The organism is Serratia sp. PL17 (assembly GCF_017832355.1).
GTDB lineage: Bacteria > Pseudomonadota > Gammaproteobacteria > Enterobacterales > Enterobacteriaceae > Serratia.
Genome location: NZ_JAFIBY010000005.1, coordinates 201547 through 226480 on the forward strand (window position 1 = coordinate 201547; position 24934 = coordinate 226480).

At 55.2% G+C, this 24934-nt stretch carries 20 protein-coding genes and 1 tRNA gene; 11 read left to right on the forward strand and 10 right to left on the reverse strand.

Annotated features, from left to right (window positions below; translation table 11 throughout):
- Window positions 1–257: 257 nt before the first annotated feature.
- The gene (locus JOE25_RS17305; RefSeq protein WP_209637223.1) at window positions 258–1877 is read left to right on the forward strand and encodes an ABC-F family ATP-binding cassette domain-containing protein; all 1620 of its coding nucleotides are present in this window, start codon (window positions 258–260) and stop codon (window positions 1875–1877) included.
- 49 nt (window positions 1878–1926) lie between these two features.
- Here JOE25_RS17305 and JOE25_RS17310 read toward each other — a convergent pair whose 3' ends face one another.
- The gene (locus JOE25_RS17310; protein ID WP_209637225.1) at window positions 1927–3393 is read right to left on the reverse strand and encodes a PLP-dependent aminotransferase family protein; all 1467 of its coding nucleotides are present in this window, start codon (window positions 3391–3393) and stop codon (window positions 1927–1929) included.
- Window positions 3394–3514: 121 nt separating this feature from the next.
- Here JOE25_RS17310 and JOE25_RS17315 point away from each other — a divergent pair, with 121 nt between their 5' ends.
- From JOE25_RS17315 to JOE25_RS17325, 3 genes are read left to right on the forward strand one after another with little or no spacing between them, the layout of a single operon-like run.
- Window positions 3515–4780, forward strand: coding sequence for a 4-aminobutyrate--2-oxoglutarate transaminase (locus JOE25_RS17315; RefSeq protein ID WP_209637227.1), 1266 nt, complete (start codon window positions 3515–3517; stop codon window positions 4778–4780).
- Window positions 4781–4792: 12 nt separating this feature from the next.
- On the forward strand, window positions 4793–6247 hold the full coding sequence (locus JOE25_RS17320; RefSeq protein WP_209637228.1) for an NAD-dependent succinate-semialdehyde dehydrogenase: 1455 nt from the start codon (window positions 4793–4795) through the stop codon (window positions 6245–6247).
- A gap of 58 nt (window positions 6248–6305) precedes the next feature.
- Window positions 6306–7550, forward strand: coding sequence for an amino acid permease (locus JOE25_RS17325; RefSeq protein ID WP_209637230.1), 1245 nt, complete (start codon window positions 6306–6308; stop codon window positions 7548–7550).
- A 70-nt stretch (window positions 7551–7620) separates the two neighbouring features.
- Here the strand turns inward: JOE25_RS17325 and yfcF are convergent, their stop codons facing one another.
- Window positions 7621–8259: a glutathione transferase gene (yfcF, locus tag JOE25_RS17330; RefSeq protein WP_209637232.1), complete on the reverse strand. Its 639-nt coding sequence runs from the start codon at window positions 8257–8259 to the stop codon at window positions 7621–7623.
- Window positions 8260–8430: 171 nt separating this feature from the next.
- On the opposite strand from yfcF, the gene JOE25_RS17335 reads away from it, so the two are divergent.
- Window positions 8431–9147: an HPP family protein gene (locus JOE25_RS17335; protein WP_209637234.1), complete on the forward strand. Its 717-nt coding sequence runs from the start codon at window positions 8431–8433 to the stop codon at window positions 9145–9147.
- On the opposite strand, the gene aac(6') is transcribed toward JOE25_RS17335, so the two are convergent.
- Window positions 9148–9588, reverse strand: a complete 441-nt coding sequence (gene aac(6') / locus JOE25_RS17340; protein WP_209637236.1) for an aminoglycoside 6'-N-acetyltransferase — start codon at window positions 9586–9588, stop codon at window positions 9148–9150.
- 440 nt (window positions 9589–10028) lie between these two features.
- Window positions 10029–10105: transfer RNA gene (locus JOE25_RS17345), tRNA-Ile, on the reverse strand.
- A 147-nt stretch (window positions 10106–10252) separates the two neighbouring features.
- Between JOE25_RS17345 and mug the strand changes: the two genes are divergently transcribed.
- On the forward strand, window positions 10253–10741 hold the full coding sequence (mug, locus tag JOE25_RS17350) for a G/U mismatch-specific DNA glycosylase (RefSeq protein ID WP_209637238.1): 489 nt from the start codon (window positions 10253–10255) through the stop codon (window positions 10739–10741).
- A 65-nt stretch (window positions 10742–10806) separates the two neighbouring features.
- Here the strand turns inward: mug and rpoD are convergent, their stop codons facing one another.
- From rpoD to rpsU, 3 genes are all read right to left on the reverse strand, one after another.
- The gene (gene rpoD / locus JOE25_RS17355; protein ID WP_209637240.1) at window positions 10807–12642 is read right to left on the reverse strand and encodes an RNA polymerase sigma factor RpoD; all 1836 of its coding nucleotides are present in this window, start codon (window positions 12640–12642) and stop codon (window positions 10807–10809) included.
- A 219-nt stretch (window positions 12643–12861) separates the two neighbouring features.
- Window positions 12862–14610, reverse strand: coding sequence for a DNA primase (gene dnaG / locus JOE25_RS17360; protein WP_209637242.1), 1749 nt, complete (start codon window positions 14608–14610; stop codon window positions 12862–12864).
- A gap of 136 nt (window positions 14611–14746) precedes the next feature.
- Window positions 14747–14962 (reverse strand): 30S ribosomal protein S21, encoded by a 216-nt coding sequence (gene rpsU, locus JOE25_RS17365; RefSeq protein ID WP_001144069.1) that lies wholly within the window; start codon window positions 14960–14962, stop codon window positions 14747–14749.
- A 326-nt stretch (window positions 14963–15288) separates the two neighbouring features.
- Here rpsU and tsaD point away from each other — a divergent pair, with 326 nt between their 5' ends.
- Window positions 15289–16302, forward strand: coding sequence for a tRNA (adenosine(37)-N6)-threonylcarbamoyltransferase complex transferase subunit TsaD (tsaD, locus tag JOE25_RS17370; RefSeq protein ID WP_209637244.1), 1014 nt, complete (start codon window positions 15289–15291; stop codon window positions 16300–16302).
- 35 nt (window positions 16303–16337) lie between these two features.
- On the opposite strand, the gene plsY is transcribed toward tsaD, so the two are convergent.
- Complete coding sequence (plsY, locus tag JOE25_RS17375) at window positions 16338–16976, reverse strand: glycerol-3-phosphate 1-O-acyltransferase PlsY (protein ID WP_209637246.1); 639 nt, start codon at window positions 16974–16976, stop codon at window positions 16338–16340.
- Window positions 16977–17083: 107 nt separating this feature from the next.
- On the opposite strand from plsY, the gene folB reads away from it, so the two are divergent.
- Both folB and bacA read left to right on the forward strand, forming a co-directional pair.
- The gene (folB, locus tag JOE25_RS17380) at window positions 17084–17443 is read left to right on the forward strand and encodes a bifunctional dihydroneopterin aldolase/7,8-dihydroneopterin epimerase (protein WP_209637248.1); all 360 of its coding nucleotides are present in this window, start codon (window positions 17084–17086) and stop codon (window positions 17441–17443) included.
- Window positions 17444–17574: 131 nt separating this feature from the next.
- Window positions 17575–18399 carry an undecaprenyl-diphosphate phosphatase gene (bacA, locus tag JOE25_RS17385; protein WP_209637267.1) on the forward strand — a complete coding sequence of 275 codons (825 nt, stop codon included), beginning with the start codon at window positions 17575–17577 and terminating at the stop codon, window positions 18397–18399.
- 39 nt (window positions 18400–18438) lie between these two features.
- Here bacA and JOE25_RS17390 read toward each other — a convergent pair whose 3' ends face one another.
- Together JOE25_RS17390 and JOE25_RS17395 are read right to left on the reverse strand one after the other, a co-directional pair.
- Window positions 18439–19683: a multifunctional CCA addition/repair protein gene (locus JOE25_RS17390; RefSeq protein WP_209637270.1), complete on the reverse strand. Its 1245-nt coding sequence runs from the start codon at window positions 19681–19683 to the stop codon at window positions 18439–18441.
- Between the two features lie 124 nt (window positions 19684–19807).
- Window positions 19808–20428: a TIGR04211 family SH3 domain-containing protein gene (locus JOE25_RS17395; RefSeq protein WP_037416495.1), complete on the reverse strand. Its 621-nt coding sequence runs from the start codon at window positions 20426–20428 to the stop codon at window positions 19808–19810.
- A 280-nt stretch (window positions 20429–20708) separates the two neighbouring features.
- Between JOE25_RS17395 and JOE25_RS17400 the strand changes: the two genes are divergently transcribed.
- Both JOE25_RS17400 and glnE read left to right on the forward strand, forming a co-directional pair.
- Complete coding sequence (locus JOE25_RS17400) at window positions 20709–22016, forward strand: inorganic triphosphatase (protein WP_209637272.1); 1308 nt, start codon at window positions 20709–20711, stop codon at window positions 22014–22016.
- A 45-nt stretch (window positions 22017–22061) separates the two neighbouring features.
- Window positions 22062–24899 (forward strand): bifunctional [glutamate--ammonia ligase]-adenylyl-L-tyrosine phosphorylase/[glutamate--ammonia-ligase] adenylyltransferase, encoded by a 2838-nt coding sequence (gene glnE / locus JOE25_RS17405; RefSeq protein ID WP_209637274.1) that lies wholly within the window; start codon window positions 22062–22064, stop codon window positions 24897–24899.
- Window positions 24900–24934: the final 35 nt, after the last annotated feature.

Below are 24934 nucleotides of genomic sequence, written 5' to 3' on the forward strand. Positions count from 1 at the left end.
GCTAAGTGGTCGGATGAGACAAATCTAGCCGTTGTCTCTGCCGTTGGGAATCTGTGTTGCGCTGAATGTGATAGATGTCATGAATCTTTATTGTTGTTTGCATAGTGAACAGCAAATCGGTTAGCATTTGCGCGTTGAAATTCCTGCCCTCTGCGGAGCCATTACCGAAAATGAACACACACACCTGCTGATATCTTGTCCTGCGCTGCACGTATTCGTGCGTTGTGGGGATGTTTTGATTTCATTCAGGAGTGCTTATGGCTCATTTTGCGCAGTCCCCCCATTTTGTTTTACACCAACTGACCTGCCAGTTTGCTGACGGCGAAACGCTGTTCGGCCCATTGGATCTCACGTTTGATCAACGACACTGCGGCCTGGTTGGGCGCAACGGCGTCGGTAAAACGCGGCTGCTGCGCCTGATCGCGGGGCTAGATCAACCTGGCGGCGGGCATGTTGAATCTCATGCCTCATTGGCCTATGTGGCACAGCAGCCAGAAATTTCATCGCACACCACGCTAGCGCAACTGCTGGGTTACGGTGAGACGTTCGCAGCACTAGCCCGTATCGAGCAGGGACGCCCACTGGCGGACGATATCGATCGTCTTGAAGGGCAGTGGGATCTGATCGATCGTCTACAGATCGCCTTTACCGCCGCTGGGCTGCCAGCGTTCGATCCACAACGACCGGCACATGATTTGAGCGGCGGCGAACGCATGCGTGCTGCATTGTGCGGGGCGATGTTGAGCGATGCGGACTTTCTTTTGCTGGACGAACCGACCAACCATCTCGATGCCCCGGGGCGTGATTGGTTGCATCAACAGTTAGAACAGTGGCGCGGTGGTTTGCTGGTGGCCAGCCACGATCGGCAACTGTTGGCGCGTATGCAGCGCATCGTTGAATTGACGCCCGGTGCTCTGCACAGTTACGGCGGCAACTACCATGACTATCGCCGACAGCGTGATTTGGAACAGCAGGCGGCGCGTGCCGGGTTGGAGCATGCGCGACAGGAACGCCGCCGCACCCGCGCACGGCAGCAAAAAGAACACGACATCAGCCAGCGACGCTCTGCACAGACACTTAAAACCGTCGATACGTTGAATATCGCGTCTTTTGAGCGGGTGGCCTACAAGGCGGCGGCCAAAGAAAGCCTCGGTACGCTGCGCAAGCAGCATCAGGATCAAAAGAGTGCTCTTGATGTCGCAGTGCGCGACGCTTACCAGCGGGTGGAAGAGGACAGCCCGGTGATGCTCACGCTGCCGGGCAGCGCCGTGGCGGCGGGCAAACAGGTACTGGTGCTCGAACAGGTGGAACTGCCTTTTATCACTATGCCACCGCTGAATTTACGCATTGATGGCCCGATGCGTGTGGCACTGACAGGCCCAAACGGCTGCGGGAAGTCGACGTTGCTGAAAGTGATCCTGGGCCAGTTGGCGGCGAGAGCCGGCAGTTGTCACTGCCCGCTGCCAACGGGTTACCTCGATCAAAGTCTCTCACAACTCGATTTATCCTTATCCGTGGTTGAGCACCTGGGGCTACAGGACTCACCGCTTAATGAAGGCGTGGTACGCAGTCAACTGGCACAGCTGCAGTTAAATGCCGATCATGTGCTGCTGCCGATGGGCGCGCTGAGCGGTGGCGAGCGATTAAAGGCGGCACTTGCCTGTATGTTGTGGCGGCGGGAGCCTGCGCAGTTGCTGTTGCTGGATGAGCCGACTAACCACCTGGATCTGGCGTCGTCTTTGGCGATCGAGGCCTCGCTGGCCGGTTTCCCTGGCGCGATGCTGGTGGTGTCTCACGATGAAAACTTTCTGCAGGCGCTGAAATTGACTCATCGTTTACAGTGGCAGGAGGGAGAGTGGCAACTTCAAGCCTGGTGATACAAGCCAGTTGAATCTGCAGAGCGGCCTTGGCGGCCGCTTTTTTTTTTCAGGGATGAATGCATTCCAACAGCAGGGTAAAGGCGGCGGCCATTTGTTCTTCCGGCACGCAAGCGAAGCCCATCAGCAGGCCACGACGATGGTTGGGCAGCATGTAGTAACGTGAAAGCGGTCGCACCAGTACGCCGCGTGCGTTGGCAGCGGCGGCGATCGCCACATCGTCAGCCTCGTCCGGCAGATTAAGGATCAGGTGCAACCCGGCATTGTTGTTAAATTCGCTCAGCGCTTGCTTACCCAGATGCTGTTCGATCAACGCGGTCAGAAAGGCTCGGCGCCGGGCGTAAAGTAGCCGCATACGGCGGATATGCGCCGTGTAATGGCCTTCCTGAATAAATTGCGCCAACGCGGTTTGGATCAGTAAGTGGCCCCCACGATACAGTTCGGCATGCGCCGTTTTCAGCGCAGCCATCAGCGGCTTTGGCAAGACCACGTAACCCAACCTCAGCGCTGGATAGAGCGTTTTACTGAAGGTGCCGATGTAGATTACCGGCGCGTCGGCCTCCAGCCCCTGCAGTGCCGGTATCGGCTGACCGGAGAAACGGAATTCGCTGTCGTAGTCGTCTTCCACAATCCAACTGCCGCCGTTGCGTGCGAGAGCCAACAGCCGTTGCCGTCGCGCCAGGCTCATCACGGATCCCAGCGGATACTGGTGCGACGGCGTAACGAAGATGAGCCGTGGTGCCACAGTGGGTTTTTCCGGCGGTACCATACCGGCTTCATCAACCTCTAGCGGGCAGATATTTACGTCGTTCATCCGCAGGATGTTGCGGATCCCCCAGTAACCTGGCTCTTCAATCCACGCATCGTCACCCGGATTGCACAACATGCGTGTCACCAGATCTATCGCCTGATGAATGCCCTCCGTGATCAGAATTTGCTCTGGTGAACAGCGGACCGAGCGTGCCACCCGTAAATAATCCACCAGGGCATGTTGCAGTTCCGGGCTGCCGCCCTGATTGCTGTATGTCAGCCGTTGTGGTGTCGGACGGCGGCTGATGCGCGCCTGGATTTTGCTGAATAACTGGTGTGGAAAGGCGTTAACGTCGGGGACGCCGGGAATAAATGCCCCCCACTGTTTTGGGCTGGCGCTGGCGTGGTGCAGCAGGGTGCTACCGCGCGCTGACAGCTCTATACGCCGTTGCTCCCCGTCACTGCCTGCTGGCGCACTCGTAGTGGATAAACAACTATCCGGCACGGTTTCGGCGACGAATGTGCCACTCCCGGCACGAGCCAGAACATATCCTTCTGCCAATAATTGTTCGTAAACGGTTAATGCAGTGTTACGTGAGAGGCCAAGTTCCTGCGCCAAATCCCGTGAGGCAGGCAAGCGACTGGAGGGCGGCAGGCTGCCGTCCAGAATGCTGGTGCGAATCGCGTTATATAGCCGTTTATGCAGCTTATCTTCGGGCTGTTCGCCAAGCCGTTGCAATAACAGGTCACCACTCAGTGAGCGCAATTGGATCCCTCAATTAATCGTAACTGGCTCTCGATTATAGGGCCACATCCTGTGTAAATAAACGTCATTGTTTCACGAATGTGAACAAAACGTACAACAGGCACCGACCGGAGAGAACAACATGAAAAACGCAGAATTGAATCAACGTCGTCAGGATGCCACTCCGCGTGGGGTAGGTGTGATGTGTGGTTTTTACGCTGAGCGTGCAGAGAACGCCACGCTGTGGGACGTCGAAGGCAATGAGGTTATCGATTTTGCTTCCGGTATTGCAGTGCTCAATACCGGGCACCGCCACCCGAAGGTGATCGCTGCCATTGAAAAGCAGCTGAAGGCCTTTACCCACACCGCGTACCAAATTGTTCCTTACGAAAGCTACGTTACGCTGGCTGAACGTATCAACCAACGCGCACCGATCGACGGCCCATGCAAAACCGCGTTCTTCACCACCGGTGCTGAAGCGGTAGAAAACGCCGTCAAAATTGCGCGTGCCCATACAGGCCGTCCGGGGTTGATCACCTTTGGTGGCGGTTTCCACGGGCGTACCTACATGACCATGGCGTTGACCGGTAAAGTGGCACCTTACAAGTTGGGCTTTGGGCCATTCCCGGGGTCGGTGTTCCACGGGCAGTACCCGAATGCCTTGTATGGCGTCACCACCGAAGACGCGATGAACAGCCTGGAACGTATTTTTAAAGCGGATATCGATCCCAAGCAGGTCGCCGCTATCGTGCTGGAGCCGGTGCAGGGAGAGGGCGGCTTCAATATCGCCCCCGCCGAGTTTATGCAGGCGTTACGTACGCTGTGCGACGAACATGGCATTTTGCTGATTGCCGATGAAGTGCAGACCGGTTTTGCCCGTACCGGCAAGCTGTTTGCGATGGATCATTACAGCGTTAAACCCGATTTGATCACCATGGCGAAAAGCCTGGCAGGGGGTATGCCGTTGTCCGCGGTGGCGGGTCGTGCCGACGTGATGGACGCCCCAGCTCCGGGTGGATTGGGCGGTACTTATGCCGGTAACCCACTGGCGGTTGCGGCTGCGCTGGCAGTACTTGACGTGATTGAAGAAGAACAGCTGTGCCAGCGTTCGCAACGCCTGGGCCAGCATCTGGTGGAGGTATTGCAGCAGGCGCGTCAAACCAGCCCGGCGATTGCGGATATTCGCGCACAGGGGTCGATGGTGGCGGTGGAGTTTAATGATCCGGCCACCGGTAAGCCATCGGCGGAGATTACCCGCCAGGTACAGCAGAAAGCACTGGCAGAAGGACTGCTGCTGCTGAGCTGCGGTGTGAACGGCAACGTAATCCGCTTCCTGTATCCGCTGACCATCCCTGAAGACCAGTTCACCAAGGCGTTGGGCATTCTTTCTCGCGCACTGGCTCAATAAGGAGTGGCTACGATGAAACTGACTAATCCTGAACTGTTACGCAGCCAGTGCCTGATCAATGGTGAGTGGTGTGATGCGTTAAGTGGTAAACGCGAAGCGGTCATCAACCCGGCAACCGGTGTTGAACTGGCCAGCATACCGCTGGTCAGCGGCGAAGAGACCCAACAGGCGATCAATGCTGCGCAGGTGGCACAGCAAAGCTGGAAGCAGCTGACCGCTAAGCAACGTTCCGCATTGATGCAGGCCTGGGCCGATAAGGTGCTGGCAGCGCAAGAGGATTTGGCGCAGTTGATGACGGCTGAACAGGGCAAGTCATTGGCGGAGGCGCGTGGCGAAGTGGCTTATGCGGCCTCGTTTATCACCTGGTTTGCCGAAGAAGCCAAACGGGTCGACGGAGCGGTCTTGCAGGCGCCGTTAGCCTCACAGCGCTTGGTCGTCGTGAAGCAACCGATCGGCGTTTGTGCGGCGATCACACCGTGGAATTTCCCGGCTGCGATGATTACCCGCAAAGTGGCACCGGCATTGGCGGCAGGTTGCGCCATTATCGTCAAACCGGCCGAACAAACGCCGCTGACTGCGCTGGCGTTGGGCAAATTGGCGCAGGACGCGGGTATTCCTGCCGGCGTCCTGCAGGTAGTGACCGGCGACGCAGCCCAAGTGGGCAAAGTACTGTGCGACAGCCCGGTGGTGCGCAAACTGAGCTTTACCGGTTCGACCGAAGTCGGCCGTATTTTGATGGCGCAGTGTGCGCCAACCATTAAGAAGCTGTCACTGGAGCTGGGCGGTAATGCCCCGGTGATTGTCTTTGACGACGCGAATTTGGATGCCGCGGTAGCGGGCATTATGGCCTCTAAATTCCGCAATAGCGGCCAAACCTGTGTCTGCGCCAACCGCATCTACGTGCAGGACGGTATCTATGACCGTTTGGTGGACAAGCTGGTGGCGGCGGTTGAGCAACTTAACGTCGGTGACGGCAGCCAGGAAGGCACCACACAGGGGCCGTTGATCGACCAGGATGCGGTTGAAAAAGTGCAGAACCACATTGACGACGCGTTGATCAAAGGCGCACAGATCGCAACGGGGGGGCAGCCGCACGCGCTGGGCCGTACCTTCTTCCAACCGACGGTGGTGACAGGCGTGACGCAAAAAATGCGTTTCGCCAAAGAAGAAACCTTTGGACCGGTAGCGCCGCTGTTCCGTTTCCATGATGAGGCGGAAGCCATCGCGATGGCCAACGATACTGAATTCGGCCTGGCGGCCTATGTATTCACGCAGAATGCGTCGCGCCAATGGCGGGTGCCGGAAGCCTTGGAATACGGCATGGTCGGGATCAATACCGGGTTGATTTCCAATGAAGTTGCGCCGTTCGGCGGCGTGAAGCAGTCAGGGCTCGGACGCGAAGGATCGCGTTACGGGATTGAAGAATATCTGGAGCTGAAATACCTGTGTATCGATGTGAGCTGTTAACCACCGGGAAACTAACCTACCCCGGTGGCCAGCGCTACCGGGAGACAAAGGATGCCGCATGTCTTCTGATAATACCGCTATTTCTCCGGCGCTTGCCGCCGGGGTGCGAACGTCTGCACCCACCAAATCACTGAGCTTCCTCGAAGGGGTAGCGATGATTGTCGGCACCAATATTGGGGCCGGCGTACTGTCTATCGCTTATGCCTCAAGCAAGGCCGGTTTTTTACCCCTGTTGTTCTGGTTAGTGTTAGTGGGGAGTTTGACCACGATCACCATGCTGTACGTCGCCGAATCGACCCTGCGTACCCGCGCTCATTTGCAGCTGAGCGGGTTGGCGAAACGTTATGTCGGCGGTATCGGTGCCTGGCTGATGTTTGCTTCTGTCTGTGTCAACAGCGTTGGGGCCTTGACCGCCTATATGACCGGCAGCGGCAAGCTGTTGCAATCCCTGTTTGGCATTTCCCCGGCGATAGGCAGCCTGCTGTTTTTCGTGCCGGCGGCAGGGGTGCTGTACCTGGGGCTTAAAGCGATTGGCCGCGGTGAAAAGTTTATCAGTATCGGCATGGTGGTGATGTTGACCGCATTGGTGACGGCCACGCTGGTCAAGGACACCACCCAGATGCGCAACCTGCTGGACGGTGATTGGCGCTTTATGGTGCCGGTATTTAACGTGGTGGTGTTTTGCTTCTCTGCGCAATACATCGTGCCAGAAATGGCGCGCGGCTTCTCTGACAAACCAGAGCAACTGCCAAAAGCGATTATGGTCGGCATGGCGGTGACCTTCGTGCTGTTGGCAGCGGTACCGATGTCGGTGATCGCCCTCAGTGGGCTGAATGGTATCTCTGACGTGGCAACCATTTCATGGGGACAGGCGTTGGGGCAGTGGGCCTTCTTCTCAGCCAACATTTTTGCGCTGTGTGCGATGCTGACGTCTTACTGGGGACTGGGCGGGAGCTTCCTGACCAATATTTTTGACCAGTTCAGGTTGGGCAACGACGAGCAGCCGCTGCGCCGCTTCGGTGTGTTGATGTTGGTCGTATTGCCGCCGTTTGTGTTGGCTTATAGCGGGCTGGTGTCGTTCGTCAATGCGCTGTATTTCGCGGGGGTATTCAGCGGGGTGATCTTGTCGATTATGCCGATGTTGATCCTGCGTGGTGCGCGTAAGCACGGCGATCAGACGCCGCGTTGGCAGTGTAGCTGGATCACTCATCCGATTTTGCAGATCAGCATTGTGTTGCTGTATCTGTCCAGCGCGGGATATGCCATTGCCTCGTTATTAGGTTATCTGCCCTCTGGATGGTGACTTGCCTTCCCTCAAGAAGTGATGTTGTTTCTCGGTCATTGAGAACGGCGGCGTCGTGGCCGCCGATTTTTTACTCCCCGCTTATTTTCCCCGGCAGCGCCAACCAGGCCTGCACCGAAGGGCGTTGCCACTGTTTGTGTGCATAGTGGCGAATACTTTCGGGTACGGTATCGCCGTGTATCACCAACCGATTCAGCATCAAGGCCAGATCGGTATCGGCAATGCACCATTCCCTGAACAGGTTATCCTGGCCGTGGCTCAGAAACTTTTCGACCGCGGCGATCAGTTTGTTGGCGGCAGCCTGCGCCGTGGCGGACAACGGCGGAAACTTACTGTTAATGAATACCGCCTCGGTGGGGCGCTCGGCGCGGAGGGCCTGTAAATCGCTGCGTAACCATGCCTGAACCTCGCGGGCTTTGGCACGTTGTTTGACATCGCGTGGGTACACTGGGTGGGCCGGATGGATCTCATCGAGGTATTCATCAATGGCTGAGGATTCCGAAAGCTGAAACTCGCCGACCACTAGCGTAGGCACACGGCGCGTCAAGGACAGCGCCGCGTAGGCTGCTTCTTGGTTTTTCCCCTGTGCCAGGTCGACCGGCTTTACGGTGAAGGGGATGCCTTTTTCCGTCAACGTAATAAACGCCGACATGGCATAAGGACTGAAAAATTCAGCATCGGTATAGAGTTCGGCAATCGGCTGAGACATTGGGTTTTCCTCAAGGCAAAGGGATGCGAACTTTGATAATTGACGAGGAGTGGCTAAAGATCAATCTGTTAGCTTAAAGTTATTTCTGGCGAGTTTGGTGCGGTAAGCAGCAGAGGCCTGCGTTGTGATATATTTGTTGCCATTAAGTTGAATTTGGCAGTGCGAAGTAACATGAAGATGTCGTTGAAAGCAAGATTGAAAGTGGGCTGTGCACGTTTGTGGCCACATCCTCTGGCGGTAGGCAAAAAAGAGATTGTACTTTCCAGCCTCGGCGCCGGGCTGGGGTTGATGATTGCGGGGTGGATCAGTCATTTTGTGCTGGGCGAGGTGAACCTGTGGTTTATCGCACCTATGGGTGCATCTGCTGTGCTGCTTTTTGGTGTACCGAATAGCCCGTTAGCGCAACCCTGGTCCATCGTGGGTGGCAATATGTCGGCTGCTGCGGTGGGGGTGAGTACCGGTTTGTTGATTCCCGATCCTGGTTTGGCCTGTGGGGTAGCGGCCGCGCTGGCGATTGGATTGATGTTCAAGCTGCGTTGTTTGCATCCGCCCGGCGGCGCGGTGGCACTGACGGCCATCCTCGGTGGGCCGGGCATTCACCAACTCGGTTATAGCTTCGTGCTGTACCCAGTGCTGCTTAACTCAGTGTTATTGGCGCTGTTGGCGATTATCTTCAATAACCTGGCAGGACGACGTTACCCGCACCCTTTGGCACCGACAGAGACAAAACCGGCCAATCTGCCGATTGATGCGGTGTCTATTACCCGCGCCGATCTGCACGAGGCGCTGATGCAGGGCGAACTCTTTGATATCGATGAGGACGATTTGCAGGACATTCTGCTGCGTGCCGAACAGTTGGCGCACCAGAGGCAGGCTGGAAAAGCCTGATTACGCGAGCGTTTTTCGGTAAAACACGACGCGTTCTGTTTCGCTAAAACCCAGTGCCGCATGCAGGCGCTGGGAGTCGAGATTGGCTATGTCAGTATCGGACGCCAGTTCGCTGCACCCTTGCTGTTTGGCCCATTGCTGAACCTGTGCAATCAATCGCGATGCGCAGCCCTGGTGACGAGCTGATTCCGCAGTATAAATCCCTTCCAGAAAGGCCACCGGCGATGATTCGCAGCCGTTGACGTAATCATGGCGCAGCGCGACTTCAGCAAGGGCGACAAAAGCATCATCCTTGGTTTGGATCATAAACGCGGTGTGATGTGGCGAAGCCAATATCTCATTCATTTCTGCCCGGTGTTCTTCCTGTGGGCAAGTTGGCCACAATGCACTTCGCAGTGTCAGCCAGGCATTAAAATTGGCGTTGTTACAAATGACGATCATGGGATTTCCTGTTTTATGGGACAGCAGACCGGTACAAAGGGGGATGCAGGGTACCATACAGAATCACCGCGGCTCGATCTGTATGATGATTATAGTAACTCGGTGAATCTGTCTTGTTTTTGTGACTTGAGTCACCCTATATCCCTGAGTGACAAACGGGGGAAGGCAATGAAAAATACAGAGAGTTTGCGCGCCGACAGTAAATCGCAGCGGTGGAGCCTATGGTGCAATTGGTGCCAGTATTGGCGGCGTCGAAGTTTTAATTCTGCTGGCAGAAAGTCTTTGGATGCCATGCGTTGCTGGCAATTGCGTGATATCGGATTGCGATCTTGCGATGTCCGTCGGGAAGGTCGGGATTCGCTTTGGCAGCGCTGAGCCTGCGGAAACAAAAAACCACCTGCTAAGAGGTGGTTTTTGACGCTGTTATATCAGCTAAAATTTGGTGGCCCCTACTGGACTTGAACCAGTGACCAAGCGATTATGAGTCGCGTGCTCTAACCAACTGAGCTAAGGGGCCAAGCGGCGAGATTATACGGTAATCTTTCGGCGCAGGTCTACTGTTACCCATCTGTATGTTGCTTTTATAAGCAGTTCTAGCCTGTTGTAATTACTGACGGATTTTGCGATAACCGCTGTAAATCCTTTTAATGGACGCGCAAACCCTATGGAACTCTTGGCGCCAAACCTACGGGTGGTGTTTTGCGGCATCAACCCCGGCCTTTCTTCCGCCCATCAAGGCTACCCTTTTGCTAACGGCAGCAACCGCTTCTGGAAGGTGGTGCATCAGGCCGGTTTCACCGAATGTCAGCTTGCCCCGGAGCAGTGGCAGCAGCTGCAGGATACGGGCTGTGGCATCACGGCGCTGGTGGCGCGACCGACGGTAGCCGCCAGTGAAGTGACGCGTGGCGAGTTACTCAGCGGTGGCGAAGCGTTAAAAGAAAAGATTCTGCGTTACCAGCCGCGTTCGTTGGCGATCTTGGGCAAACAGGCGTTCAGTAGCGCTTTTGGCGTGCGTAACGCGCTCTGGGGGCGTCAAGAGATGACGATTGGCAAAACGGAGGTCTGGGTATTACCTAACCCAAGCGGATTGAACCGTGCCACGCTGGAGCAACTTACGGCGAGCTATCACGAACTGTTTCTGGCATTGGAATGAGTCCTGCGGATTTTAGGCAATAAAAAACCCCGGCATGCCGGGGTTTTTTTGCAAGCAGCGAAACCTTAGTCGTCCAGGAAGCTACGCAACACTTCGGAACGGCTAGGGTGGCGCAGTTTACGCAGAGCTTTGGCTTCGATCTGACGAATACGCTCACGGGTAACGTCGAACTGTTTGCCCACTTCTTCCAGCGTGTGGTCCGTGTTCATGTCGATACCGAAACGCATACGCAGCACTTTCGCTTCACGTGCAGTCAGGCCAGCCAATACGTCGTGCGTTGCAGAACGCAGGCTTTCTGATGTCGCAGAATCCAGTGGCAGCTCGAGGGTGGTATCCTCGATGAAATCGCCCAGATGTGAATCTTCATCATCACCGATTGGCGTTTCCATGGAGATCGGCTCTTTAGCGATCTTCAGCACTTTACGGATTTTGTCTTCCGGCATCAGCATACGTTCAGCCAGCTCTTCCGGCGTTGGCTCACGGCCCATCTCTTGCAGCATCTGGCGCGAAATACGGTTGAGCTTGTTGATGGTCTCAATCATGTGCACCGGGATACGGATGGTACGCGCCTGGTCGGCGATAGAGCGAGTGATAGCCTGACGGATCCACCAGGTGGCGTAAGTTGAGAACTTATAACCACGACGGTATTCGAACTTGTCTACGGCTTTCATCAGACCGATGTTACCTTCCTGGATCAGATCCAGGAACTGCAGGCCGCGGTTGGTGTATTTCTTGGCGATAGAAATAACCAGACGCAAGTTGGCTTCAACCATTTCTTTTTTCGCACGGCGGGCTTTCGCTTCACCGATAGACATGCGACGGTTGATGTCCTTCACTTGCTCGATGGTCAGGCCGGTTTCTTCTTCGATCTGACGCAGTTTCTGCAGGCTGCGCTGTACGTCTTCCGCTACGTCTTTCAGCTTTTCTGACCATGGCTTAGCCATTGCCAGTGCCGCTTCGAACCACGTGGTGCTGGTTTCGTTACCGGCGAACAGAGTGACGAAGTTTTTCTTCGGCATTTTGCACTGTTCAACACACAGTTTCATGATGATACGTTCTTGAGTACGAACGCGATCCATCATGGTGCGCATGCTGTTGACCAGGAAGTCGAACTGTTTTGGCACCAGGCGGAACTGCTTGAACACTTCAGACAGCTTCAGGATTTCTTCTGCTGCGCTGGCGTGGCTGCGGCCGTTCTTTTTGATGACGATGCGGGTCGCTTCGTACTGATCGCGCAGGTCGGCGAATTTCTGACGCGCCAGCTCAGGATCGATGCTGTTGTCGTCTTCTTCTTCCTCTTCGTCTTCCTCTTCGTCGTCGTCGTTCTGCTCTTCGGTCGACAGCTCAGAACCCACGTGGGTAGCGGTAGGGGCGATGTCCTCTTCCGCATTAGGATCAACGAAGCCGGTGATCAGATCGGACAGGCGAGCTTCGCCTGCTTCGACGCGATCGTACTGTTCCAGCAAATAGGTGATGGCTTCAGGGTATTCGGCAACGGAGCACTGAACCTGGTTGATACCGTCTTCAATACGCTTGGCGATGTCGATTTCACCTTCACGCGTCAGCAGTTCAACGGTACCCATTTCGCGCATGTACATGCGCACCGGGTCGGTGGTACGGCCAATCTCAGACTCAACGCTCGACAGCACTTGAGCGGCAGCTTCTTCCGCATCTTCGTCTGTGCTGTTTGAGTTTTCAGCGAGTAATAGGTCATCAGCGTCTGGCGCTTCTTCCAGAACCTGAATGCCCATGTCGTTAATCATCTGGATGATGTCTTCGATCTGGTCGGAGTCGACGATATCTTCCGGCAGATGGTCATTGACCTCAGCATAGGTCAGATAGCCTTGCTCCTTACCACGGGTGACAAGTAGCTTTAGCTGTGACTGCGGGTTTTGCTCCATAAGACGGTATCCACACTTCAGAGTATTTGGGTTGGTGTCGGTCGGCGAAACCGCCAACAATAGCATTTGGGGCGTTTTTGTTGTTGCCGCGGCCCACTGTGGCGGCATATTGCAGGGCTCTGCCCTCGCATTTATCGGCACTTAAGCCGTTGTATTCTTTATTCTTCACGTTTTGGCGGCGTTATTGGCAGCCTAAACATGAATCATTTTGGTCAAAAATTAGTTTTTCTTTGCTAACACTTGGTTAAGAGAACGGACTTCTTCACGTTCTTCTGGGCTGAGGCCGTGCGTTCTGGCCTGCGCGATCAATGTTTCCAGCCGTTGCTCCAGTACCGAGTCATAGAGGCTAGCTAAGGTATCCAAAAAGGTCTGCTCGACCCTGTCCTCAACGATCATATGGTTCCATGTCGCCAAGGTTTCAAGCTGTTGGCTCAATTTGTTGTCGCGATACTGCTCCAACAACTGACCGGTTGTCAGGCCTGGCTGGGCCAAACAGGTTTGCACCAACTCGACAAACAGCGGTAACCCCGCCTGTTTAGTCTGCTCTAACCCCTCGAGTGAAGGGATAAGTGTAGCCAGTTGCGGATTTTGTACCAGTAGCCCTATTAGTATACGCATGGTTGTGCGTTTTAGCTGGGGCGCCTGATAAGTATTCGCATTTTCAGCCTGCTTGGGCATCAGCTTGTCGAGCTGGCTATCGTCCAGCAGACCCAGCTTGCTGCCGAGCTGTTGGCGCAGGTACAAGCGCAACGTTTCGCCCGGCACTTGAGTGATCAGGGGTAGTGCCAGCGTACTCAGCTTGGCGCGACCGTCCGGGCTGCTCAAATCAACCTGTGGCATCAAGGTTTCGAACAGGAAAGTGGAAAGCGGCTGCGCCAGCTCCATTCGTTGTTCGAAGGCCTCTTTACCTTCTTTGCGTACCAAGGTGTCCGGGTCTTCGCCATCAGGCAAAAACATAAACCGCAGCTGACGCCCATCGTTGAGATAGGGCAGCGCAGTTTCCAGCGCACGCCAGGCCGCTTCACGGCCGGCTCTGTCACCGTCATAGCAACAGACAACGTTATCGGTGGCGCGGAACAGCAGCTGAATATGTTCAGCTGTCGTTGAAGTCCCAAGCGAGGCGACGGCATAATCGATGCCGTATTGCGCCAACGCCACCACGTCCATATAACCTTCCACTACCAGCAGCCGTTGCGGGGTAGGGTGGCTCTGTTGTGCTTCATAAAGGCCGTACAATTGACGACCCTTGTGGAATACTTCAGTTTCCGGCGAGTTCAGGTATTTCGGCATACCGTCACCCAATACGCGACCGCCAAAGGCGATCACTCGCCCGCGTTTGTCGCGGATAGGGAACATCACGCGTTCACGGAAACGATCGTACGAACGTCCTTGATCGTTAGTCACCAACATGCCGGCATCGTTCAATGCGCTACGGCTGTCGGCATCGCGACCAAAACGCTTTAAGGCGTTATCCCAACCGGCAGGTGCAAAGCCGATAGCGAAATGGCGGATAACGTCGTCACTCAACCCGCGCTGTTGCAGATAATCACGCGCCGGCGCACCGGAAGGTTGATGCAGTGACTGTTGATAGAACGCGCTGAGCTGTTCCATCAGTTGATACAGGCTCTGGCGCTGATGACGTTCGATTTGGGTTGGCCCGGAACCTGCCTCGTAAGGCACTTCCAGTCCGTGCATGGTCGCCAGCTCCTCGATGGTTTCAACAAACTCAAGTCTGTCGTAATTCATCAGAAAGTCGACGGCATTACCGTGCGCACCACAACCAAAACAGTGGTAAAACTGCTTTTCGCCATTAACAGTAAATGAAGGCGTTTTTTCGTGGTGGAACGGACAGCACGCGTGATAGTTCTTGCCCTGCTTTTTGAGCTTTACACGTGCGTCGATCAGATCGACGATGTCGGTGCGAGCCAGCAAGTCATTGATAAATACGCGCGGAATTCGTCCAGCCATAAGCCCTTACTTTACTAGCCTATAAACGAGAACAAGCCGCGCATTCCTTTCGGAAAGCACGGCCTTCGTATGCAACTACTCAGTCTGCGCGATTTTTAAAATCAGAAATTCACGCGGCGGGGTTACCCCCGAAGAATTAATACAGACGAGTGCGGCGTGCGTTTTCGCGAGCCAGTTTCTTCGCGTGACGTTTCACAGCAGAAGCTTTAGCGCGCTTACGTTCGGTAGTCGGTTTTTCATAGAACTCACGACGACGAACTTCAGCTAAAACGCCTGCTTTCTCGCAAGAGCGTTTGAAACGACGCAGAGCAACGTCAAATGGCTCGTTTTCACGTACTTTAATTACAGGCATGTGCCTCTCACCTCAATAAAATTCGGTTTGCTGCTGGCCAAGCGCCAGCAATTTCAAAATGGTGCGGAATTTTACTTCAACGGATGCTGCTTTGTAAAGCACCACAGCAAATTGAAACCTGCGGCCACCCTGGTAAAACATGCGCAATTTTGCATCGGGCGCTGATTATAGACTAATCAGAAAAAAATGCTCGTTTTTAATCAAACCGGCATTTATGGCTGGAATCATCAACATAGCCTATAACCTCGGACAAGATGCGCTGTGCTGGCGGTAAACAGGCCTGATTGTGCTAAACTGACGGCCGCACGTGAATGATGGGAAATGTAATGCGAGTACTGGGTATAGAAACATCCTGCGATGAAACCGGAATTGCAGTGTATGACGATCAGACCGGTTTATTAGCCAATCAATTATACAGCCAAGTGAAGCTGCATGCCGATTATGGCGGTGTGGTACCGGAACTGGCCTCCCGCGATCACGTGCGTAAAACCGTACCTTTGATTCAGGCGGCGTTGAAGGAAGCGAACTTGACTGCAGCCGATATCGACGGCGTTGCCTATACGGCCGGGCCAGGCCTGGTCGGTGCGCTGCTGGTCGGCGCTACCATTGGTCGCGCATTGGCGTTTGCCTGGAATGTGCCGGCGGTGCCGGTGCATCACATGGAAGGTCACCTGTTGGCCCCGATGCTGGAAGATAATCCTCCGGCTTTCCCGTTTGTTGCACTGCTGGTTTCCGGTGGTCACACCCAACTTATCAGCGTGACCGGCATTGGTCAGTACGAACTGCTGGGTGAGTCAGTGGACGATGCGGCCGGTGAAGCCTTCGATAAAACCGCCAAGCTGCTTGGGCTGGACTATCCTGGCGGCCCGATGCTGTCAAAAATGGCGCAACAGGGTACTGCGGGTCGTTTCACCTTCCCGCGCCCGATGACCGATCGTCCCGGTCTGGATTTCAGCTTCTCCGGTCTGAAGACCTTTGCGGCCAATACTATCCGCTCCAGCGGCAATGACGATCAGACGCGGGCGGATATCGCGCGGGCGTTTGAGGATGCCGTTGTCGATACGTTGGCGATCAAATGCAAACGCGCGCTGGAGCACACCGGTTTTAAACGTTTGGTCATGGCCGGCGGCGTCAGCGCCAACCGTACGCTACGGGTCAAAATGGCGGAAATGATGCAAAAACGTGGCGGTGAAGTGTTCTATGCCCGTCCGGAGTTCTGCACGGATAACGGCGCGATGATCGCTTATGCAGGCCTGGTGCGGTTGAAAAGCGGAGCCAACCCGGAGCTGGGTGTTTCGGTACGGCCGCGTTGGCCGCTGGCGGAACTGCCTGCAGTATAAATATGAGAAAGGCCGGAGAGTTCCGGCCTTTTTGATCACTCTTCTTTTTTCTCGTCCTGTTCTACCGCATCGGTTTTCTTTTTGCGGAAGATACCCCAAATTTTCCCTTCCTGGCCGCGCCACAAGCGCTGGATATTGTCATGGTGTCGCATCAGGATCAGGCACGACAACATGGCCACGGGGAAGGTAAATTGCGGTTTGAACCACCAGACGTAGAACGGAGCAATCAGCGCGCTGATGATGGCACCGAGTGAAGAGTAGCCGCTGAGCAACACGGTCAGCAGCCAGGTGCCGGTCATCAGGCCGGTAAGATCCCAGCCGATCGGCGCGATGGCGCCAAATGCCGTTGCTACGCCTTTGCCACCGCGGAAGTGGAAGAATACGGGATAGATATGCCCCAGACAGGCGGCGATCGCCGTTAGCCCCAGGTACAACGGTGGGACATTGAGCTTGTATGCCAGCCAGACCGGCAGCATCCCTTTTAAAATATCGAACACCAGCACTGCCGCCGCGGCGACACGACCGCCGATGCGCAGGACGTTGGTAGCCCCTGGATTCCCTGAGCCATTTGCACGCGGATCGGGCAGCCTGGCGATCCGGCAAACCAGGATCGCACTGGAAACTGAGCCACACAGATACGCGAAGATAATCATGCCAAGCGCGGTAGCACTCATAACGCGGTTCCGTTTAATAAGGGTCGTTTTACTCGCAACATATATGGATAATACGCATATTCCGCTGGAAGTGGTATCCGGCAAGGCCAAAAACAGAGAATGACGTGATGGATATCGTATTTATAGAAGAGCTTACCGTAATTACTACCATTGGCGTTTATGACTGGGAACAAAACATTCGCCAGAAGTTGGTGTTCGATATCGAAATGGGCTGGGACAACCGTCGCGCTGCTGCCAGTGACGATGTGAATGACTGCCTGAGCTATGCCGATATTAGTGAAGCCATCATCCAACACGTGGAGCCCAATCGCTTTGCGCTGGTAGAGCGGGTTGCAGAGGAAATATCTGAAATATTACTCCAGCGCTTCAATTCCCCGTGGGTCCGTATTAAGGTCAGCAAACCGGGCGCAGTTGCACATGCCAACCGGGTTGGGGTGATCATTGAGCGCGGTACTCGCCCGGCGTGACGTTCTGTCATAAAGATGCAACTTAAGACCGTTAATTTGGTCCGAACCTGAGAATAGTTTTAGCGGCAATGTATTGAACACTGCCGCTTTTTTATGTTTATAGCCGTAAATTTATAGGGTGATCGAAGCACATGGCGGACATGCATTCACTGTTTATTGCGTTTGTTCTTGGGGTTGTCGAAGGATTAACTGAATTTTTACCCGTATCTTCTACCGGACACATGATCATTGTGGGCGAGTGGCTGGGTTTTACCGGAGATAAGGCTAAAACCTTTGAGGTAATCATCCAGTTGGGGTCAATTCTGGCAGTGGTGGTGATGTTCTGGCGCCGTCTGTTTGGGTTGATCGGCATTCATTTTGGTGGCAAACCGGTTGAGCACGAAGGCAAAACGACGGGCCATTTGAAACTGGGCCATATTTTGCTGGCGATGATCCCTGCGGTGGTGCTGGGGCTGTTGCTCCATGATTTCATCAAATCGCTGTTCGCGCCGAAAAACGTGATGTATGCGCTGGTCGTCGGTGGTTTCCTGCTCCTGGCTGCAGAATGGCTGAAACCGAAGAAACCGAGTGCGGAAGGGCTGGATGACATCACTTATCGACAGGCATTTATGATTGGTTGCTTCCAATGCCTGGCACTGTGGCCGGGGTTCTCTCGCTCAGGTTCCACCATTGCCGGTGGTATGTTGGTCGGGGTGAACCGTTACGCGGCTGCGGAGTTCTCTTTCATTCTGGCAGTGCCGATGATGATTGGTGCCAGCGCGTTGGATTTGTACAAGAGCTTGCACTTCCTGACCATGGGCGATTTACCGATGTTCGCGGTCGGTTTTGCCACCGCTTTCGTTGTGGCGCTGATTGCGATCAAGACGTTCCTGTCGTTGATCAAACGTATTTCGTTTGTGCCGTTCGCTATCTATCGCTTTATCGTTGCCGGAGTGGTTTACATGGTCTTCATGTAAGCGATTCGCCAATAAAAAACCCCGCATTGCGGGGTTTTTTTATGCCTGATCCTGTGGAGTATCCAGCGTTTGCTTCCAGTCTGCCAGTGCCTGCTGGCGTCGACGTTTGAGTTCGTCGCGGATGGCTAACCCTTGCAGTCCGCTAGCCACCACCTCTTTTACCGAGACGGCATTTGCCACCTGGAAAGCCCGGCGCAGATAGTCGCCCTGCGGATAAGGGTTATTTTCAAATCCGGTTCGGCCACGGGCATCTGCTTCACTGGTGAGGATCATCTGTTCCAGGCGCTGTGGTTTGCGCCAGACGTCGATCGCGTCAAACAGCTTCAACAACGTTTCTGGGCGCAGCTTGTTTACGGTATGAATCAGATCGTGATATTCGGCGACCAATTTAGCCAGATCGCGCACTGGATTAGGAACCCGCAGCCGCTGGCAGAGAGCGTCGACCAGCAAAACACCGGCTGGCCCGTGGCCATGGTGATGTGGCCAGTGTTCTTTTGGCGTTTGCCCCTTGCCGAGGTCATGGCACAGCGCCGAAAAACGAACGTCAACTTCAGTGCTAAGCTGGGCAGCGATAGCCAGCGTCATCAGCGTGTGAATGCCGGTGTCGATCTCCGGGTGCCATTTTTCGGGGGCCGGCACACCGAACAAAGCGTCGATCTCTGGGAACAGCACGCTCAGTGCCTCACAGTCTCGCAGCACCTGAAAGTACACCTGCGGACTTTGGCTTTGCAGCGCCTTCTCCGTTTCTTTCCATACCCGTTCGGCCGTCAACGCGACCAATTCGCCGCTGCGTGCCATTTGACGCATTAACGCAAGGGTGTCTGGGGCAATGGTAAAGCCCAGATGAGCAAAACGGGCGGCAAAGCGCGCCACGCGCAGCACTCGCAAGGGATCCTCACCAAAAGCGTCAGACACATGACGCAGTACGCGTGCTTGTAGGTCGGCTACGCCGTGGAAAGGATCGATCAGTTCACTGTCGGCGCTTCGAGCGATGGCGTTGATGGTCAAATCGCGGCGTTGCAGATCTTCTTCCAGCGTGACGTCAGGTGCGGCGTAGCACGTAAACCCGGTGTAGCCCTGGCCGGACTTTCGTTCGGTACGGGCCAGCGCATATTCTTCATGAGTTTCCGGGTTGAGAAAAACCGGAAAGTCTTTACCGACCTGCTGATACCCCAGTGCTATCAGCTCTGAGGGCGCGGCACCCACCACCACCCAGTCGCGATCAAACACCGGTAACTCAAGCAAGCTGTCGCGGACAGCGCCGCCGACCAGGTAAATCTTCACGGTTAACTCCTGAATTTTTCTTAAGGCTCTGTCTATCAGATTACATGAATTGGTGGCTGGATGTTGGCGCCAATAAAAAGGGCGCCCCACAGGCGCCCGATTTCAAACCGAAGGAGACTGAAAATCAGTTCATCCAGCGGTTGTTGCTTTTACGACGTGGGATCAGGTGTGGCAACAACAAGCCAAGCAGCAAGCCTACGCCAGCGACACCGCCGCCGTACATGAACCACTGCAGGATAATGGTGCGCTGTTTGTCGTCAAGCTGCAGGTTAACCGCGTTAACCTTTTTCTGTGCGACGACCAGCTGGTTTTTCAGATCCTGGTTTTCCTGTTGCAGGCCGCTGATGGTGCTGTCGCTGCCCGCCACTTTTTGCTGCATTTCCGCAGTGCGTTGGTTCCAGCTGTTGTCGATGTTAGCCAACTTGTCGGTCAGGGTTTTTACCTGTTGCTCCAGCGCAGGGACTTGGGTACGCAGGCTTGGCGTTTGGCTAAGTTGATCCAGTGGGATCCAGGTCGTGCGGCCTTTGGCATCGCGGATCTGGCCATAATTAGTGCTGTCATTTACGCTCAACAGGGTCACTTCTTCACCGGCGTTCAAGGTACCGACAATACGGTACTGATTACCCGGGCCGCTGTGGACGTAAGTATTCAGTTCATCGGAGATATAGCGCTTATCTTCGGCATGTGCGCCCCAAGTGATGCTGAAGCTCAGCACGGCAAGGCAAATTAGGCGTAATTTCTGCATTAGTTCATCGTTTCTGTGTGAATTTATGGGAACGATAGTAGAGCGTTCAGTCTGACGACGCAACGCAAAAACCGGAATGAGAACTATCTTACTGTGGCAGATTCTGTGAGTTGCGCGGTGTTTTATAACGTAACAGGTTTTTTCTGCAGTTAGCAGGGTTAAGGCGCCGGGAATCGCGGTAAGATAAGGGTAACTGTGCGTCGCCGGGCAGAACGTGGCAGGTAAGGCTTGCCGCCGTGAAGGCTGACGCGAATGCGTAACTTATTGGTGTTAAAGACTTATGACCGTTGAAATAGAACTGAAATTTATTGCTACCCCGGATGCCGTTGCCGCGTTGCCACAGCAACTGGCGGTTTGGCCGAACCAACATTCCGCACCGCAAAAACTGACCAATATTTATTTCGAAACCGCGGATAATTTTCTGCGTGGTCATGACATGGGGCTGCGTATCCGCGGGTTTGATGACAGCTATGAAATGACCATCAAAACCGCCGGTAAAGTCGTCGCAGGCTTGCATCAGCGCCCGGAATACAATGTCGCGATTGCCACGCCAGAACTGGCACTGGCACAGTTTCCGGCAGATATCTGGCCACAGGGCTGTGATATCAACGCTCTGCAACAGGCGCTCCAACCGCTGTTCCGTACCGATTTTGTGCGTGAAAAGTGGGTGGTCACTTACGGTAAGAGCGAGATAGAAGTGGGGCTTGACCAGGGTGAAGTGAAGGCAGGTGAGCTGAGCGAAGCGCTGTGTGAGATCGAACTTGAGCTTAAAACCGGGAATACCGCAGATTTGCTGGCGCTGGCCAACGCATTGGCAGAACACGGCGGCCTGCGCCAGGGTAGCCTGAGTAAAGCGGCGCGCGGTTATCATTTGGCACAAGGCAATGCCCCGCGCGAGCGACGCCCTTTGGCGGTATTGAAGCCTGCCGCCAAGTCCAGCGTTGAACAAGGGATGATCGCCAGTTTTGAATGGGGTTTGAGCCATTGGCAGTACCACGAAGAACTGTGGTTGCGCGGCGATGCTCAGGCACGCCGTTCCGTTATGGAGGCGATTGCGCTGATCCGTCAGGCTCTGGTGATCTTCGGCGGCCTGGTTCCGCGCAAGGCCAGCGCCGATCTGCGCGCCCGATTGACGGCGCTGGAGCCGCTGCTGATCGATAAAACCACTCAGCCACAGGTGCTGTGCTACAGCGCAGAGTATCTACAATGTAAGTTGGCGCTCACATCTTGGTTGGTGACTGGCGCATGGCGCCCGTTCATTGACGCCAAGGCGCAGGCCAAACTTGACGGTTCTTTCAAACGTTTCAGTGACATTATGCTGGGGCGTAGCGCTGCGGAGCTGAAAGACGCTTTTACCCGTACGCTGAACGATGATGAATACGAAGAACAGTTGCCGCGTCTGACGCGTCAGATCTCGGCATTTATCCTGCTGTCAGGTGCTTACCCTGACGACGAAACCGGCCCCTATATCGACGGCTGGCGTGAGCTGCAGCTGGCGATAGCCGAGCGGCGCCAGGGCTGGTACGAAGGTAGCCGCAAGCAAGCCTTATTGCATGCGCCATTCTGGTTAAATGGCGCGCTCCGCTAATTAAGCTGGCCTGCGAGGCGCGGGCCGCAAAACGGATCATTCATTATGTTGCCACTCTCAGCAGCGTTACAGGCTCAGGCACAGAACATTGTGCAGCGTTTTCAGGAAACTCAGGGCGCGGGCTGCGCGCTCAGCGATCAGGAACAGCGGGTTTTAGCGTCGAGTGACTTTGTCTGTGACATGTTACTCAATCAGCCGGAATGGCTAGAGACGTTGCGCAAACAACCGCCGGTGGCGGGCGAGTGGCAGCATTACGCCGCCTGGCTGCAGGATGATTTGGAAGAGGTTCGCGACGAAGCGCAATTGATGCGCGTACTGCGCCTGTTCCGCCGCGAGACGCTGGTGAGGATCGCTTGGGCGCAGGCACAAGAGCTATGCAGCACGCAAGAGACGCTGTTGCAGCTGAGTGGGTTGGCGGAGACGCTAATTGTCAGCGCTCGCGATTGGTTGTACCAAACTTGCTGCCGTGAATGGGGAACGCCGTGCAACGCGCAGGGCGTGCCACAGCCGTTGCTGATCCTCGGTATGGGGAAGTTGGGCGGCGGCGAGCTGAATTTTTCCTCCGATATCGATCTGATCTTTGCTTACCCGGAAAACGGCCAAACTCAGGGCGGACGGCGTGAACTGGATAACGCCCAGTTCTTCACCCGTCTGGGGCAGCGGCTGATCAAAGCGCTGGATCAACAAACTATCGACGGCTTTGTTTATCGCGTGGACATGCGGCTGCGGCCATTCGGCGACAGCGGCCCGTTGGTGATGAGCTTTGCCGCGCTGGAGGACTATTACCAGGAGCAAGGGCGCGACTGGGAACGTTATGCGATGGTGAAGGCGCGGCTGATGGGCGGTTCAGAAGACGTTTACAGCGAGGAGTTACGCAAAACCCTGCGGCCGTTTGTCTTCCGTCGCTATATCGACTTCAGCGTGATCCAGTCACTGCGCAATATGAAAGGCATGATTGCGCGTGAGGTGCGGCGGCGCGGGCTGAAAGACAATATCAAGTTGGGCGCCGGCGGCATTCGCGAAATTGAATTTATCACTCAGGTGTTCCAACTGATCCGTGGTGGGCGTGAGCCTGCATTGCAGGGGCGCTCGCTGCTGCCGACGTTACAGGCCGTGGGGGAATTGGGATTACTGGAACCCCAACAGGTACAGGCAATGAGCGCCAGTTACCTGTTCCTGCGTCGGTTGGAAAACCTGCTGCAGGCGATTGCCGATCAACAGACACAAACACTGCCGCAAGATGAACTCGATCAGGCGCGTTTGGCTTGGGGGATGGGGTTCGGCGATTGGTCTGCACTGCTGGCCACGCTCGACGGGCATATGCAAGCGGTAAGGGCCGTATTTAACGACTTGATTGGCGACGATAGCCCGGATGTTGGTGAAGATCCTGATTATCAGAACTACCACAGCTTGTGGCAGGATGCCTTGGAAGAAAACGAATTGGCGCCGTTGACGCCGCACCTGGACGAAGATGCGCGCAAGCAAATGTTGCGCACCATTGCTGAATTCCGTCATGACGTCGACAAACGCACCATAGGGCCACGTGGTCGAGACGTGCTTGACCAACTGATGCCGCGATTACTGGCGGAAGTGTGCCCGCGTCAGGATGCGCCGACGGCCTTGCTGCGTTTGACTCAGTTATTACTGAGTATCGTGACCCGCACCACCTACCTTGAACTGCTGGTGGAATACCATGCGGCACTTAGCCATTTGATTCGGTTGTGCGCGGCTTCGCCGATGGTTGCCAACCAACTGTCGCGCTATCCGTTGCTGTTGGATGAACTACTGGACCCGGCGACGCTGTACCAGCCGGTGGCCCCGGATGCCTATCGTAGCGAACTACGCCAATACCTATTACGGGTACCCGAAGACGACGAAGAGCAGAGACTGGAGGCGTTACGCCAGTTCAAGCAGGCCCAACAATTGCGCATTGCCGCAGGAGATATCTCGGGCGCGTTGCCGGTAATGAAAGTGAGCGATCACCTCACTTATCTGGCTGAAGCCATCATCGATACGGTGGTGCAGCAGGCGTGGAATGACATGGTTTCACGTTATGGCCAGCCGACGCATTTGCAAGAGCGCGAAGGGCGCGGTTTTGCGGTAATTGGCTACGGCAAGCTGGGCGGGTGGGAGCTGGGTTACAGTTCTGATCTTGATTTGGTATTTATCCTGGATTGCCCACCGGAAGTGATGACTGACGGGGAGCGTAGCATCGATGGTCGCCAATTTTATCTGCGTCTGGCACAGCGTGTGATGCACCTGTTCAGTACCCGTACCTCGTCGGGCATATTGTATGAAGTTGATGCCCGCCTGCGGCCATCGGGTGCGGCGGGCATGTTGGTCAGTACCGTCGAGGCGTTTGCGGATTATCAGCAAAACGAAGCCTGGACCTGGGAACACCAGGCGCTGGTGCGGGCGCGCATTGTGCATGGCGATCCGGCGTTGCATCAGCAGTTTGACATTATCCGTCGTGAGATCCTGTGCAAACCGCGTGATGCGGAAACGCTACGGCGCGAGGTCCGCGAGATGCGGGAGAAAATGCGCAATCATCTTGGCAGCAAGCAACGCGATCTCTTTGATATCAAAGCGGATGAAGGCGGGATCACCGATATCGAATTTATTGCCCAGTATCTGGTCTTAGGCTATGCGGGGGCTGAACCGCGCCTGACGCGCTGGTCTGATAACGTGCGTATTTTCGAACTGATGGCCAATTACGACATCATGCCGGAAGAGGAAGCGCGTGCGCTGACTCAGGCGTATGTCACCATGCGCGATGAGATCCACCACCTGGCGTTGCAAGAGCATTCCAGCAAGGTCAGTAATGGGCAATTCGTTGCCGAACGTGAGCAAGTCCGCGCCAGTTGGGCGAAGTGGCTGGGCTGAGCAGGCCAGTTGCGCAATACGTTTTGCCGCTATTA

Bases quoted from the DNA above. Each gene is read 5' to 3' on its own strand.
- JOE25_RS17395 (WP_037416495.1), bottom strand. From the start codon at position 20,428: ATGCAGAAATTACGCCTAATTTGCCTTGCCGTGCTGAGCTTCAGCATC.
- folB (WP_209637248.1), top strand. From the start codon at position 17,084: ATGGATATCGTATTTATAGAAGAGCTTACCGTAATTACTACCATTGGC.
- JOE25_RS17400 (WP_209637272.1), top strand. From the start codon at position 20,709: ATGACCGTTGAAATAGAACTGAAATTTATTGCTACCCCGGATGCCGTT.
- tsaD (WP_209637244.1), top strand. From the start codon at position 15,289: ATGCGAGTACTGGGTATAGAAACATCCTGCGATGAAACCGGAATTGCA.
- rpoD (WP_209637240.1), bottom strand. From the start codon at position 12,642: ATGGAGCAAAACCCGCAGTCACAGCTAAAGCTACTTGTCACCCGTGGT.
- glnE (WP_209637274.1), top strand. From the start codon at position 22,062: ATGTTGCCACTCTCAGCAGCGTTACAGGCTCAGGCACAGAACATTGTG.
- JOE25_RS17335 (WP_209637234.1), top strand. From the start codon at position 8,431: ATGAAGATGTCGTTGAAAGCAAGATTGAAAGTGGGCTGTGCACGTTTG.
- rpsU (WP_001144069.1), bottom strand. From the start codon at position 14,962: ATGCCTGTAATTAAAGTACGTGAAAACGAGCCATTTGACGTTGCTCTG.
- bacA (WP_209637267.1), top strand. From the start codon at position 17,575: ATGGCGGACATGCATTCACTGTTTATTGCGTTTGTTCTTGGGGTTGTC.
- JOE25_RS17320 (WP_209637228.1), top strand. From the start codon at position 4,793: ATGAAACTGACTAATCCTGAACTGTTACGCAGCCAGTGCCTGATCAAT.
- plsY (WP_209637246.1), bottom strand. From the start codon at position 16,976: ATGAGTGCTACCGCGCTTGGCATGATTATCTTCGCGTATCTGTGTGGC.
- mug (WP_209637238.1), top strand. From the start codon at position 10,253: ATGGAACTCTTGGCGCCAAACCTACGGGTGGTGTTTTGCGGCATCAAC.
- JOE25_RS17325 (WP_209637230.1), top strand. From the start codon at position 6,306: ATGTCTTCTGATAATACCGCTATTTCTCCGGCGCTTGCCGCCGGGGTG.
- JOE25_RS17315 (WP_209637227.1), top strand. From the start codon at position 3,515: ATGAAAAACGCAGAATTGAATCAACGTCGTCAGGATGCCACTCCGCGT.
- JOE25_RS17305 (WP_209637223.1), top strand. From the start codon at position 258: ATGGCTCATTTTGCGCAGTCCCCCCATTTTGTTTTACACCAACTGACC.
- dnaG (WP_209637242.1), bottom strand. From the start codon at position 14,610: ATGGCTGGACGAATTCCGCGCGTATTTATCAATGACTTGCTGGCTCGC.
- yfcF (WP_209637232.1), bottom strand. From the start codon at position 8,259: ATGTCTCAGCCGATTGCCGAACTCTATACCGATGCTGAATTTTTCAGT.